At 66.1% G+C, this 12,891-nt stretch carries 13 protein-coding genes; 8 read left to right on the plus strand and 5 right to left on the minus strand.

Going from position 1 to position 12,891, the window contains the following annotated elements; translation table 11 throughout:
- Positions 1–37: 37 nt before the first annotated feature.
- From ACFYWM_RS01325 to ACFYWM_RS01345, 5 genes are all read left to right on the plus strand, one after another.
- Positions 38–1,156 (plus strand): polysaccharide deacetylase family protein, encoded by a 1,119-nt coding sequence (locus ACFYWM_RS01325; RefSeq protein WP_389907148.1) that lies wholly within the window; start codon positions 38–40, stop codon positions 1,154–1,156.
- Between the two features lie 218 nt (positions 1,157–1,374).
- Positions 1,375–2,880, plus strand: a complete 1,506-nt coding sequence (gene rpsA / locus ACFYWM_RS01330) for a 30S ribosomal protein S1 (RefSeq protein WP_362835365.1) — start codon at positions 1,375–1,377, stop codon at positions 2,878–2,880.
- 277 nt (positions 2,881–3,157) lie between these two features.
- A complete protein-coding gene (locus tag ACFYWM_RS01335) occupies positions 3,158–3,613 on the plus strand; it encodes a GNAT family N-acetyltransferase (RefSeq protein ID WP_389907151.1) in 456 nt (151 codons plus the stop codon).
- A gap of 188 nt (positions 3,614–3,801) precedes the next feature.
- Positions 3,802–4,401: a dephospho-CoA kinase gene (gene coaE / locus ACFYWM_RS01340; RefSeq protein WP_389907153.1), complete on the plus strand. Its 600-nt coding sequence runs from the start codon at positions 3,802–3,804 to the stop codon at positions 4,399–4,401.
- A gap of 128 nt (positions 4,402–4,529) precedes the next feature.
- A complete protein-coding gene (locus tag ACFYWM_RS01345; RefSeq protein ID WP_389907155.1) occupies positions 4,530–6,170 on the plus strand; it encodes an SLC13 family permease in 1,641 nt (546 codons plus the stop codon).
- A gap of 629 nt (positions 6,171–6,799) precedes the next feature.
- Here ACFYWM_RS01345 and ACFYWM_RS01350 read toward each other — a convergent pair.
- Positions 6,800–7,021 carry a DUF397 domain-containing protein gene (locus ACFYWM_RS01350; RefSeq protein ID WP_389907157.1) on the minus strand — a complete coding sequence of 74 codons (222 nt, stop codon included), beginning with the start codon at positions 7,019–7,021 and terminating at the stop codon, positions 6,800–6,802.
- Positions 7,003–7,830, minus strand: coding sequence for a Scr1 family TA system antitoxin-like transcriptional regulator (locus tag ACFYWM_RS01355; protein ID WP_389907523.1), 828 nt, complete (start codon positions 7,828–7,830; stop codon positions 7,003–7,005). Before ACFYWM_RS01355 ends, ACFYWM_RS01350 begins: the two co-directional genes overlap by 19 nt.
- A gap of 253 nt (positions 7,831–8,083) precedes the next feature.
- On the opposite strand from ACFYWM_RS01355, the gene ACFYWM_RS01360 reads away from it, so the two are divergent.
- Positions 8,084–8,782 (plus strand): ATP-binding protein, encoded by a 699-nt coding sequence (locus tag ACFYWM_RS01360; RefSeq protein ID WP_389907159.1) that lies wholly within the window; start codon positions 8,084–8,086, stop codon positions 8,780–8,782.
- 244 nt (positions 8,783–9,026) lie between these two features.
- Here ACFYWM_RS01360 and ACFYWM_RS01365 read toward each other — a convergent pair whose 3' ends face one another.
- Positions 9,027–9,833, minus strand: a complete 807-nt coding sequence (locus ACFYWM_RS01365; RefSeq protein ID WP_389907161.1) for a hypothetical protein — start codon at positions 9,831–9,833, stop codon at positions 9,027–9,029.
- A 77-nt stretch (positions 9,834–9,910) separates the two neighbouring features.
- Between ACFYWM_RS01365 and ACFYWM_RS01370 the strand changes: the two genes are divergently transcribed.
- On the plus strand, positions 9,911–10,693 hold the full coding sequence (locus ACFYWM_RS01370) for a class I SAM-dependent methyltransferase (protein ID WP_389907163.1): 783 nt from the start codon (positions 9,911–9,913) through the stop codon (positions 10,691–10,693).
- A gap of 443 nt (positions 10,694–11,136) precedes the next feature.
- Here ACFYWM_RS01370 and ACFYWM_RS01375 read toward each other — a convergent pair whose 3' ends face one another.
- Positions 11,137–11,577, minus strand: a complete 441-nt coding sequence (locus ACFYWM_RS01375) for a PIN domain-containing protein (RefSeq protein WP_389907165.1) — start codon at positions 11,575–11,577, stop codon at positions 11,137–11,139.
- Positions 11,574–11,822 carry a type II toxin-antitoxin system Phd/YefM family antitoxin gene (locus ACFYWM_RS01380; RefSeq protein ID WP_389907167.1) on the minus strand — a complete coding sequence of 83 codons (249 nt, stop codon included), beginning with the start codon at positions 11,820–11,822 and terminating at the stop codon, positions 11,574–11,576. Before ACFYWM_RS01380 ends, ACFYWM_RS01375 begins: the two co-directional genes overlap by 4 nt.
- 115 nt (positions 11,823–11,937) lie before the next feature.
- Here ACFYWM_RS01380 and ACFYWM_RS01385 point away from each other — a divergent pair, with 115 nt between their 5' ends.
- Positions 11,938–12,810 carry a GNAT family N-acetyltransferase gene (locus ACFYWM_RS01385; protein ID WP_389907169.1) on the plus strand — a complete coding sequence of 291 codons (873 nt, stop codon included), beginning with the start codon at positions 11,938–11,940 and terminating at the stop codon, positions 12,808–12,810.
- Positions 12,811–12,891: the final 81 nt, after the last annotated feature.

Genomic DNA, 12,891 nt, shown 5'->3' on the forward strand with positions numbered 1-12,891 from the left:
TGATCCAAGCCGAAAGCTCGACGGGCACGGGAGTTCTGTGCGGAGTCCAATCCCCCTGACGAAGATCATTTTACTGGCCAACGTGCTGGTCGTCGTGGTGGCGGTGGTGGTGCTCCTGGTGCTTCCACCGGCCTCCGCGCCACCCGGCGCGGCCAGGCCCGGCACGACGACGAGCGGTCCGTCGTCGTCACCGTCCGCGTCCCCCTCGCCGGCGCCCGACCTGCCCTCGGCCGAGCTGCCGCCGCCGATCACCGCCTCGGCGGAGTTCGCCCGGCAGGTGAAGGCCAACGAGGCCGGGGCGGTCCCGATCCTGATGTACCACCGGATCACCCGCAAGAGGCTGGCCTCCATCGACCGCACCCCCGCCCAGGTGCGCAAGGAGCTGGAGCGGCTCGCCAGGGGCGGCTACGTGCCGGTCACCGCGCGGGAGTTCGCCACCGGGAGGATGGACATCCCGGCGGGCAGGCACCCGGTCGTGCTGACCTTCGACGACGGCCACCCCAGCCACTTCGCCCTCGACGCGGACGGCACCCCGGCCAGGAACACGGCGGTCGGCATCATCTACCAGGTGGCGAAGAAGTACCCCGGCTTCCGGCCCGTCGCCACCTTCTGGGTCAACCGGGACCCGTTCGGCCTGCGCGAGCGCGAGGACCAGGAGCGGGCCGTGCGATGGCTCGCCTCGCGGGGCTTCGAGGTGGCCAACCACACCTGGAGCCACCCCCACCTGCCGAGTCTGTCCAAGAAGAAGATCGCCGAGCAGCTGGCCAGGGTCGAGCGGCTGCTGAAGAGGCTCGGCGTCCCCCCTTCGGAGACGATGGCGCTGCCGTTCGGCGCGATGCCCCGCAAAAGATCTACCGTTCAGAAAGGGAAATGGGACGGAGTGTCCTATCGGTTCAAGGGCGTCTTCCTCGCCGGTGCCGAACCGTCGGTCTCCCCGTTCGTCAAGGACCACGACTGGCGCGCGATCCAGCGGATCCAGAGCAACGGCAGGAGGGGGGAGTGCCGCAAGTGGTGTTCCGAGTACTGGCTCGGGTGGCTGGACAAGCATCCCCGCGAGCGCTACACGGCCGACGGCGATCCCGATCGGATCTCCATCCCCCGGGGGCTTCGAGGTAGTATCGGGGCCGACTGGAAGAAGAAGATCAACGCTTATTGAGCGAGATCGTTATCCTTTCGGCACGCGGACGCGTAGAGTCACTGGATTGACCATACCCGTCTGGTCTCATATGCTGATCGCTGCGTTGTGGGCTCGCGCGCGTCTCGGACGGAGTGGGCTCGCGCTCGATCACGCCGACGAATTCTTCGGCTGACGGTAAGAGGCCTGCCGCGCGTTCGCCACATCGACATCTGTCCGCGTTCGGAGCAACTCCACACATGACGAGCAGCACTGAGGCCACCTCGAGCACCCCGCAGGTAGCGGTCAACGACATCGGCTCCGAGGAAGAGTTCCTCGCAGCGATCGACCTGACCATCAAGTACTTCAACGACGGCGACATCGTCGAGGGCACCGTCGTCAAGGTCGATCGAGACGAAGTTTTGCTCGACATCGGCTACAAGACCGAGGGTGTCATCCCCTCGCGCGAGCTCTCGATCAAGCACGATGTCGACCCGGCGGATGTCGTCGAGGTTGGCGAGCACGTCGAGGCCCTCGTCCTCCAGAAGGAGGACAAGGAAGGCCGCCTGATCCTGTCCAAGAAGCGCGCTCAGTACGAGCGGGCCTGGGGCACGATCGAGAAGATCAAGGACGAGGACGGCATCGTCACCGGCACGGTCATCGAGGTCGTCAAGGGTGGTCTCATCCTCGACATCGGCCTGCGCGGCTTCCTGCCGGCGTCCCTGGTCGAGATGCGGCGCGTCCGCGACCTCCAGCCGTACGTGGGCCGCGAGCTCGAAGCGAAGATCATCGAGCTCGACAAGAACCGCAACAACGTGGTTCTGTCCCGCCGCGCCTGGCTCGAGCAGACCCAGTCCGAGGTTCGCCAGACGTTCCTCAACACCCTGCAGAAGGGTCAGGTCCGCAAGGGCGTCGTCTCCTCGATCGTCAACTTCGGTGCGTTCGTCGACCTCGGCGGCGTCGACGGTCTGGTCCACGTCTCCGAGCTCTCCTGGAAGCACATCGACCACCCCTCCGAGGTCGTCGAGGTCGGCCAGGAGGTCACCGTCGAGGTGCTCGACGTCGACATGGAGCGCGAGCGCGTCTCCCTGTCGCTCAAGGCGACGCAGGAAGACCCCTGGCAGCAGTTCGCCCGCACCCACCAGATCGGTCAGGTCGTCCCGGGTCGCGTCACCAAGCTGGTGCCGTTCGGTGCGTTCGTCCGCGTCGAGGAGGGCATCGAGGGCCTGGTCCACATCTCCGAGCTGGCCGAGCGCCACGTCGAGATCCCCGAGCAGGTCGTCCAGGTCGGCGACGAGATCTTCGTGAAGATCATCGACATCGACCTCGAGCGTCGCCGGATCTCGCTGTCGCTCAAGCAGGCGAACGAGGGCGCGATCGGCGCCGACGTCGAGTTCGACCCCACGCTGTACGGCATGGCGGCGACCTACGACGACTCGGGCAACTACATCTACCCCGAGGGCTTCGACTCCGAGACCGGCGAGTGGCTCGAGGGCTTCGACAAGCAGCGCGAGGAGTGGGAGCGGCAGTACGCCGAGGCTCAGACCCGCTTCGAGGCTCACAAGAAGCAGGTCGAGGAGGCCCGCAAGGCCGAGGCCGAGGCGGGCGAGGCTGCCCCCACGTCCTACTCCGGCGAGACCCCGTCCTCGGGTTCCACCGGCGCCTCTTCCAGCAGCAGCGGCTCCTCCGCTCCGGCGGCGGGCGCCCTGGCCTCCGACGAGGCTCTCGCGGCTCTGCGCGAGAAGCTCGCGGGCGGCCAGAACTGACCTCGCTGTCATGACAACGCGGTAGAAGATCGACGGAAGGGCCCCGCTCCGGCGGGGCCCTTTCCGCGTTCCCGGAAGGGTCTCCCGTCGCGGCTCCGCGTTCCCGGCGGGGCCTTCCCGTGTTTCCCGGGCTTCTCCTGTCGTGCGGCCTCGCGAGGTTCCTCGCCCCCCACCGAGGCCGCTTCGCTTCTTCCCGGCCCTTTGGGGGTCCGTGGGAGCGTCCGGTGGCGGTCGCCCGGCCTCGCCCGGTCTCTCGCCCCGCCGCTAGGGTGGCGCCGTGACCGTGATCGAGTTGGCGGAGCCCGAGGACGCGGGCGAGATCCTGACCGTGCAGCGCGCCGCCTACGTGGGCGAGGCCCAGCTCTACGGCGACCCGTTCATCCCACCGCTCGTGGAGTCGGCCGCCCAGGTCCGCAAGGCCGTCGAGACGGCCACCGTGCTCGTCGCCCGCGACGGGGCGAGGATCGTGGGGTCGGTCCGCGGCCGGATGTCCGGTACGACCTGCCTGGTCGGCCGCCTGGTGGTCGTCCCCGACCGGCAGGGCGAGGGCATCGGCGGCTCCCTGCTGGCGGCCCTGCACGACGAGGCCGCCACGGCACTCGCCTTCGACCTGTTCACCGGCCACCTGTCGGAGGGCAACCTGCGCCTCTACCGCCGCCACGGCTACCGCGAGACCCGCAGGGAGCCGATGAGCGACCACCTCACCCTGGTGCACATGCGCAGGCAGCTGTAAGGCCCCAGGAGCCTTCCCGTACGCCGGTCGGCGCTCCGTGAGCGTCCCAGGTGGAAGGGCGGCAGACGGGGTCTCCGGCGTCGCCAGGGGTGATTTGTGCCCATTTGTGGGGTGAGTCGGCGGGATGCGGCAAGGGCGACGCAGCCGACCGCACCGAAGCACGGCCCGTACGGCGTATGCTGCGGATCATGTTGAAGGTGGGGCTTACCGGCGGCATCGGGTCGGGCAAGAGCGAGGTCTCCCGGCGGCTGGGCGCCCGCGGCGCCGTGGTCATCGACGCCGACAAGATCGCCAGAGAGGTGGTCGAGCCGGGCACCCCCGGGCTGGCGCGCGTGACCGGGGTCTTCGGCACGGACGTCCTGCACGAGGACGGCTCGCTCAACAGGGAGAAACTCGGCTCGATCGTCTTCGCCGACTCCGAGAAACTCGCCTCCCTCAACGCCATCGTCCACCCCCTCGTCGGCGCGAGGGTCGGCGAGCTGCAGGAACAGGCGGCCCCCGGCAGCATCGTGATCTACGACGTGCCGCTGCTGGCGGAGAACAAGCTCGCCCCGATGTACGAGGTGGTGATCGTCGTCGACGCCTCCGACGAGGTGCGCGTCGCCCGCCTGGTCGAGCTGCGCGGCATGAGCGAGCAGGACGCCAGGGCCAGGCTCGCCGCCCAGGCGACCCGCGAGGAGCGGCTGGAGATCGCCGACATCGTCGTCCCGAACGAGGGGACCCTGGAGGAGCTGGAGTCCCGGATGGACGACATCTGGTCCGACCTGACGGCCCGCGCCACCACCTGAGCGGACCGGTCGTCCAGGGGACCCCAGGGCCCGCCTGAGCGAGCTGGAGTCCGGGGAACTCGGTGACCCGCGCCGACGCTTGAGCATGACGCCCCCCGGACACGTTCGCGCAGGTGAGGCGTGCGAGCATGTCCGATGTGCTGCGGCGATCGAGTGTCCTGGATCGGATCCGCTTCGGACTGCTCGGCCTCGGCCTCCTGTTCGTCGCGACCGGTCTGCTCTCCTTCCAGGAGGCCTGGAGCGAGATGGAGCGGATCGGGCCGATCCTGCTGTTCCTCGCCGCGGTGATCGTCCTGGCGGACCTCGTCAAGGAGGCTCAGCTCTTCGACGTGATCGCGACCCGGCTGGCCGTGCTGGGGCGGGGGAACCACGTCGCGCTGTTCCTGCTGTGCACGGTCTTCGCCTCGCTGGTGACCATGTTCCTGAACCTCGACACCACGGTGGTACTGCTGACGCCCGTCATGCTCGCCCTCGCGGCCAGGACCGGGATCGCCGCGCTGCCGCTGGCCATGACGACCCTCTGGCTCGCCAACACCGCCGCCCTGCTCCTGCCGGTGTCGAACCTGACGAACCTGCTGGCCATGGAACGGCTCGGCATGTCCGCCCGCGAGTTCGCCGGACGGCTCTGGTTCCCCCAGCTCGTCTCCATCACGGTCACCATGGTCCTCCTGTGGCTGTTCTTCTGGCGCCGTGGCCGGCGCGGGGCCGCCCGCTACGAGCCGCCGGTCCCCGGCCCGATCGCCGACCCGGTGCTGTTCAGGATCGCGATCTCGGCGTGCGCGCTGTTCGTCGCCGCGATCCTGCTGGAGTTGCCGATCCAGTTCGCCGCCCTGGGCGGAGCGGCCGTGATGATCGCCGCCTTCGCCTGGCGTGACCGCAAGAGGCTCACCCTCGCGCTGTTCCCCTGGCAGCTGCTCGTCTTCGTCGTCGGCCTGTTCCTGTCAGTGTTCGTTTTCGATCGCTGCGGAGGAATGAGCATCATCGAGGTTCCGATCGAGGCGCATAAGGATTCAACGGATCATTCCGATCCTTGCTCCGGCTTCGTTCACCCTGATGGAACAGTTCAGCAAGTGTGTGGTGTTTCGGCTGGTGCTGCAAGCCCGGGCCTTGCGTCTGATGTATGTCTAAAAGTCATCGAGGCCAAGAACTCGTGCTCTTGGTATCGAGCTCAGCCGCAGGTTCCGCAAAATCCAGCGACCAAGACTCCCTATAAGGGTATGACCATCCAAGCTTCAGGCATGCATGGCTGGAAGCCCAACCCGGCCTGGAAGTTGGAGGAACTGAGAGTCGCCAAGCATCGCGTATGGGTGCAGGCTTATTTCACTAAAAATTTTCTCGATAAATACAAGAATCAGCAGTTCATAAAGAACGTGTCCATCACGGTCACTGACAAGTTCTGCGCCAAAACACTTTCGGGTGTTCTCAACATCACTTTTCCGCCGGGTTACGAGCCGATGGCCGGTGAGGAGTGCGAGAAAAAGATCGTACGAGGAGAAAAGGGCGATAGAGTTCTTCATTATCCCACCCAGGGCGACGACAATCTTGAGGTCACATGTAAAGGATCTCTGCCAGGCCTCTGTCATATTCGGGAATTCCAGATTGGATTTGACGCCGAAATCCATCCCCCCTTTAAAAATCCGGGCCATCCAGATGGCCGGATTAGGATGGCAGCTTCCTCGTGTTGGGATCTGCCGAACCGTTACGGTCCTCCTATAGCACTTGGCCATTCCTGTCCAAAGCATGTAAAGACTCTGTATCCGGAATTGTAGTTTCAGGCTGATTGTCATGCGGGGATCTTGATGGTTATAGGGATCCCCGCCTCTGGCTATATGGTTAAATGGGCAGTGGGTGGCTGAAGTCTGTAGGCTGCGGCAGATATTTGTGGCTGATAGAAATAATACTTACGTGGGATATGGTATATAATTTTGTGACGCAGTCGGCTGACTGGCTATTGGCTCCTACCTGTTCTTCGGTTGAAAGAAACGGGTTGACCTGTTTCAAATATCGATCGCCAATTTTATTGGCGTGCAGAATTCCTTGTGTCGATGACCATGGAAAAATTATTGGTATGATCCGTGGGGTAGGGGATTAAGCCTGCTTCGATGCACTGACTGCCATCGTAAGAGCGCCGATCATAAATCCAATTCCCACGAGTGCCACGCTAATGATCGAATCGGTGTTCTGGGTGTCGGTGACTATGGTGCCGACGCCAGCGTAAATGAGGGTCGTGGTTCCAAGGATGAGGAACAAATTTCTTCCGAACATGAAGCGTTAGCATAGGGTGCAGGATGGATTCTGTATAGATTACGATCAGTTGCTCTTCGCCAAACATTCTTCGCCCGGTAGTCCTCGATGAGGGGGTTCAAGGCAAGAAGAAAGTTGCGAGTAATGTTGCCGGTCAGTTGAAGTGGCCCGACTTCACCGCGTCGAGGAAGATGTGCCACCCGCTCGAAGCGAGAACGAGGACTGGGCCGGCAGGGTTCTTGCTGTCGCGGACGGCGACGGCTCCCGGGAGGTTTCCGGCGACCTCGACGCAGTTTCCGCCGCTTCCGCCGCTGAGGGAGCTCTTCTTCCAGATGGCCTCGGAGAGATCGAAGCCGGTCAGGTCTGCTGCTTCCATTGGTCCCTCGCTTCTTTGATCATCTCTAGCGACTGGCCGGGACGATGCGCCTCTGCTCGGATCTTGTCATATCTGTCCCAGACGACGCCTACCAGATTGTGTTCCGCCGAGACTTCGCCTTCACCCGCCGATTCCACGGAGACGGCGGTCGGTGCGTCCGCCAGCTGGGCGAGCACGAATCCGGACATCATGTCGGCCGTGCAGGCGGCGTCGTGCGGAACGATCTGCACCGTCACGTTCTGGCGACCGGCGATGGTCGCGAGGTGGTCGAGCTGCTCGCACATGACCTCGGAACCTCCGACAGGGCGGCGGAGCACCCACTCGTCGAGAAGTGCCCACAGCACGGGTGGATTGTCCTTCTTGAGGATCAGTTGCCGTCGCATGCGGGCGCCGATCTGCTCTTCGACCTCCTCCTCCGAGCTTGCCAGGTCGCCACGGAAGACGGCTCGCGCATAGTTCTCCGTCTGGAGCAGGCCGGAGACCAGGAGCGGGTCCCAGCTGCGCAGCACGCGGGCACGGGGCTCGATCTCGTCGGACCATCTGAGGAACCAGGTCGGTCCGGTGGGGGCGGTGATGTTGCGGCAGAGGTGGGTGAAAAGGTCGTCGGTCTTGAAGAACCTGTCGAAGTCGGCCGCCAGCGCGGTGCTGGGTCTCCGGTTGCCGGTCTCGATGTGCCCGATGAACGACGACGAGACGCCCAGGTGATCACCCAGCCGGGCCTGCGACAGACCCGCCTCCCTGCGGGCTCGCCCCAGCTCGCGGCCGAAGCGCTGAGCCGGTGTCAGGCGTGGGTCGAGATCGTTTCCCATGTTCACCTCTCAATCGTCGCGATGACGTCGGCTGTCGAATGAACGACAAACGCCTACAGCTCGTGTGGCTTTTCGTCGCTGATTTGTCGGCCGATCTGTTCTGCAACGGCAGCATAACTGTGCGCATTCTATAAGCCAAGACTTTGTCCAGGCGGATACAAGAGAACTAAATGGACAATTCGCCTGGTTAGTGGAGCCATTGGGGCAGGTGAATTCTCAACGCTTGCGCCATTACGGGAATGGCGGTGATCCGATGGGTGCCGAGACGGTTCCCGCACTCGGTCTGCTGGGCCGGGTGGATCTGCCCGGCGTGGTCGAGTCGGTTTCCTCGGCCCGGCGATACGTGCGAAGCGTGCTGGAAGACTCAGGTCAGCCGGATACGTACGACGCGGAGCTTCTGGTCAGCGAGCTGGCCTTGAACGCGGTCAGGCACTCGGAGTCGGGACGTGTCGGAGGTCGGGTGACGATCGTGGTGGCGAACCTCGGCGAGGTCATCCGGGTGGCGGTGATCGACGAGGGGTCTTCCAGTTGCGTGCCTTGCCTCCCGGCCGAGCCTGACGAGGACGCCGAGGGTGGTCGTGGGCTTTGGCTGGTCAGCGAGGTGGCTCTGTCGTGGGGCTGCTACGAGGGGCGGCAGGGCGCAAGCGTGTCGTCTGGTTCGAGTTGGCCCGGCGATGACAGGCCGCTGCATCAAGGGGGCCTGGCGATGACCGACATGCCAGACGGCGCGAAACCCGGGACGATAGCCATCCTCATCGCCCGGTACGGCAGGTACTGGCTCATCTCCGAGGCCGCGGGAGGCGGCTATTACGCCGTACGCCGCCACAGCCTGTCCGACGAGGTTCTCAACAGAGGAAATCTGTCCAACGTGATGTGCGCCGTCACCCTTGGGGAAATGGCGCGCCGCCTGGCGGCCGAGAATGAGCGTGAGGGGCGAGCGCCGAGACAATGATCAGGGAAGATGTTTTCGGGGCCGGTCACGGTTCTTCGCGTAAGGATGACGCGGCAGGCGAACCGAATTGAAACCCTCGGCCGTTCGAATGCCTGATGAAGCTTCCGAACGCGCCGGTTTTCGCTCGACAGATTCGAGCAGTTCCTCGAAAAAGCGGGAGCGTTCAAGTTTCCGACCGGCGTGGGTCCCGGCGAGCGGGAACCAGGCCGGTGGATCAAGTGGACCGGGTGGCACGGGAGGAGAGCTACGAGACCTTGCTGGAGGGAGCGGTCCAGGTCTTGCAGGACTTGGGGTCGGAAGTGGAGTAGCCCCGCTTGGTCCAGTAGGCGACGTTGGTGCCCTTGCCGAAGTAGCGGTCCTTGCTCTTGGAGGCGTCGGCGTCGGCCTTGGCGAGGTCCGGCAGGCGCCGAGCATCCTTGGCCTGGTAGCCGAGGGCGTGCCACACGCTCTTCGCGGTGATCCCGCCGAAGCACTTCGCCTGCAGGCTGTAGCGGCGGAGCTGTTCCTGGATTTCCTTGTCGTCGTCGGCGTGCAGGGCGTTGTAGCCCTCCCTGATGTCGACCAGGTGCTGTACGTACTCGCCGTAGACGGAACTCAGCTCCACGAGGATCGGGAGGTCGTCGGAGGCTTTGATCCAGTCGGGACGGATATGTACGGAGATGTTGGTTCCGAAGCAGTTGACGGCTTCAGACCTCGCGGGGTTCATCTTGGCGCCGAAGCAGTAGCGCTCGAACTTCGCCCCCAGGGGTGCTCCCGTCATCTCCAGGCCGGGCGGCACGAACGACAGGTCGGCTTCCTTCAGATGGGGGAGCCAGGCGTCGTTCATGCAGGTGACGAGTGCTTTGACGTGCTTCTTCACCGAGGCGAGGCTCTTGCCCTTGGCGGGTCTGTCGGCGCACCCCGCGGCGGGGACCTTGCCGGCGGAGTAGAGAGGGTTGCCGGTCAGGAGCGGGGCGTCCTCGACCGGGTATGCGAGGGCGGTGGCCGTACCGGGGAAGAGCAGGACGGAGGTGGCGGCCGTCGCCATGATCATGCGGATTTTCATGGTCATGGACATTAGGGCATATGTCCACCGTCCGGCCGTCTAATTCGTTTGCCCGCGAACACGCGCCGAAGACATGATCGAGCATGGCGATGACACCGGAACTGCTCGCTTACTACGGGCAAGACAAGGAAGACGAGAGGCTTCGCGCCGGTCGCGGGCGGCTGGAGTTCTGGCGGACGCAGGACGTGCTGCGCAGGGCGCTGCCTCCGGCTCCGGCCAGGGTGCTGGACGTGGGCGGCGGCACCGGGGTGCACGCGGAGTGGCTGGCCGCCGACGGACACCGAGTCGAGCTGATCGATCCCATGCCGCTGCACGTGGAGCGGGCGGCGCGGCTGGCCGGGGTCACCGCGCGACAGGGTGACGCCAGGCGACTGCCGGTGCCCGACGAGAGCGTGGACGCGGTGCTGCTGCTGGGCCCGCTCTACCATCTCGCCGACCGGGTCGACCGGGTCCGTGCCCTGGCCGAGGCGGTACGGGTGGTGCGGCCCGGCGGCCTGGTGGCCGCCGCGACCATCAACCGCTACGCGGCCGTGCACGACATGGTCTACCAGGGGTTGTATCTGCGGGAAGAGCCACGGGAGACGGCGAACGCGGCCCTGGTGGACGGGCTTCTGGACGGCCCGGGCATTGACTTCAACGCCTACATGCACGACCCCGACGATGTCCCGGCCGAGTTCGCCGACGCGGGGCTGCCGGAGGTCACCCGCTACGGCCTGGAGGGAGCCTTCTGGCTGTACGGCGACGTCGGCGACTGGCTCGACGACCCCGAGCGCCGCGCTCTCATGCTCGACGCCCAGCGTCGCCTGGAGCTGGTCCCCTCTCTGCTGGGCGTCAGCGGCCACATACTCACTCTCGCCCGCAAGTGAGCCCGGTATCCACGAGTAAGCCCGGTACCCACGAGGTTCAACCGGACGGGACGGTGCTGAGCGCCGGCTCCGGGAAACCCGGTCGACAAGCGGGCTCGCGACGCGCTGTGATGACCCTGGCTGTCCGCCACACGGAGCGGGCCGATCGCAGGAGCCGTTCTTGACGGCCGTGAGACACGCGGACATCCGCCCCGTGATCGATGCCGCACTGGTCAGGCGCCTGGTCGACACGCAGTTCCCGCAGTGGGCCGGGTCGCCCCTGAAGCTGCTCGACCCGGCCGGCTCGGATCATGTGATCTACCGGCTCGGGGAGGGGCTGGCCGTCCGGCTGCCCCGCCACGCCGATGCCATCGGGCAGGCCAGGAAGGAAGCCGAGTGGCTGCCCCGGCTCGCCGCGCACCTGCCACTCGCCATCCCAGCACCTGATCGACGCCGTCGGTCCGTCAGATGTCGTCGGGCAGGAGGCGGAAGCACTCGTGGCCGGTGAGCGGGCGGATCGCACGGAAGTGTTCACGATCCAGCGTGAAGACGGCGTCGGTCCGGAACTCGGCCGCCAGAGCCGCGTTCATCGCGTCGGTCAGGCCGATGTTCATCGTCCGATAGCGGGTCATGAGCGCGCCGGCGGTGCGCAGGTGCGGTGACACCTCGGGCACCTCGTACCGTTTCACATCGATTCTGCCCATGATGTGGTCGAGGATCGCGAAGGCGGCGTGCTGGCTGATCCTGCTTGTGACCAGGTAGTCGAGCTCGGCCAGGACCAGGGGGGAGATGACCAGGTGGCCCACCTGGGCGCGGGCCTTGACGCATGCGTCGTGCTCCGTGTCCTGACGGTTGAAGGTCGCCAGCAGCGCGGAGGTGTCGGCGATGGCCACAGGCACGTTCACCGGCCGAAGCCCTCGGCCAGGAGTGCGTCAGTCTGCGCTGACAGATCGGCGGGTCCGTCGAACAGGGGAAGATCGTCATCGCCCATGGGATCGGTGGGGTAGGGGAGCGGCGGCTCGGCCTGGTGGGCGGGGACCAGGGTGGCGATGTGGCGGCCGTTCTTGGTGACCGCGACCGTCTCTCCGTGCTCGGCGGCGGCGAGGATGCGAGCGGACTGCTGGTTGAACTCGCGGGCGGTGGCTTCCATGCGCCCATGGTACTACTTATGTACTACATTGAGGCGAGCCTTTGCGTGTGCCGAATGCCGTCGCTCTGAGCCCCTGCGGATGGTTCGGTCGTCAGAACTGGAAGATGGAGTTGTCTTGTCGATTCAGATCGTCCCGCTGGCCGATCCTCACCCGGGCGCGTCCAGTCGCCGTCTGGTGTGGCTGGCCTCCGACGGTGAGGGGGCCCCGGTGGGGTCGGCGTTCCTGCGCCTGTTCGAGCGGGAGGGGCAGGACCACCTGGCCGAGCTGGAGCTGAACGTGCACCCGGCCGAGCGGCGTAAGGGGGTCGGGTCCGAGTTGCTGGCGCGGGCGGTGGCGGGTGCGGAGTCGGAAGGGCGGCGCTGCGTGCTGGTCCAGGCCGGCGCCGGTACGCCGGGCGACCTGTTCCTGGCGGCCAGGGGGTTCAGGAAGGTGCTCACCCTGACGTACGCCAGGCTCGCGCTGGCCGACGCCGCCGTGGACGCGGTCGCGGACAGCCCGCCCGCCGGGTACCGGTTGCGTTCCTGGGACGGGACGGTGCCGGACGAGCTGGCCGACACCTTCACCGCCTCCCGCCGGGCCATGGACGACATGCCGATGGACGACACCGACTACGGGGTCGTGGTCTGGGACGTCGAACGGGTCAGGGCCGCCGCCAAGGCCATCGCGGACCGTGGCGAGTCGCTCCACACGGTCGTCGCCGTCGACGAGTCCGACGGTTCGATCGCGGGCTTCACCGAGCTGGTCGTACCCGGTGACGGCAAGGGCGACGGCCAGCACTACGGCACCGGAGTCCTGCCGGAGCACCGGGGCCACGGCCTGGCCAGGTGGATGAAGGCCGAGGCCATCCGGCAGGCCCGCGAACGCCACCCGGCCCTGGGCGGGCTGCTGGCCGACACGGCCGACGGCAACACCCACATGCGGGCCGTCAACGACTCGCTCGGCTACCGGCCCACCCACAGGACGTTCCAGTACCAGCTGGACCTGTGAGGCCCCGGATCCCCGGTGGCGGCGGAACGCCGACTCGCCGCCACCGGTGACGGCCCGGTTCGAGGTGGCAGGGCGTCGGTC

Source organism: Streptosporangium sp. NPDC002721, from assembly GCF_042888905.1.
GTDB lineage: Bacteria > Actinomycetota > Actinomycetes > Streptosporangiales > Streptosporangiaceae > Streptosporangium.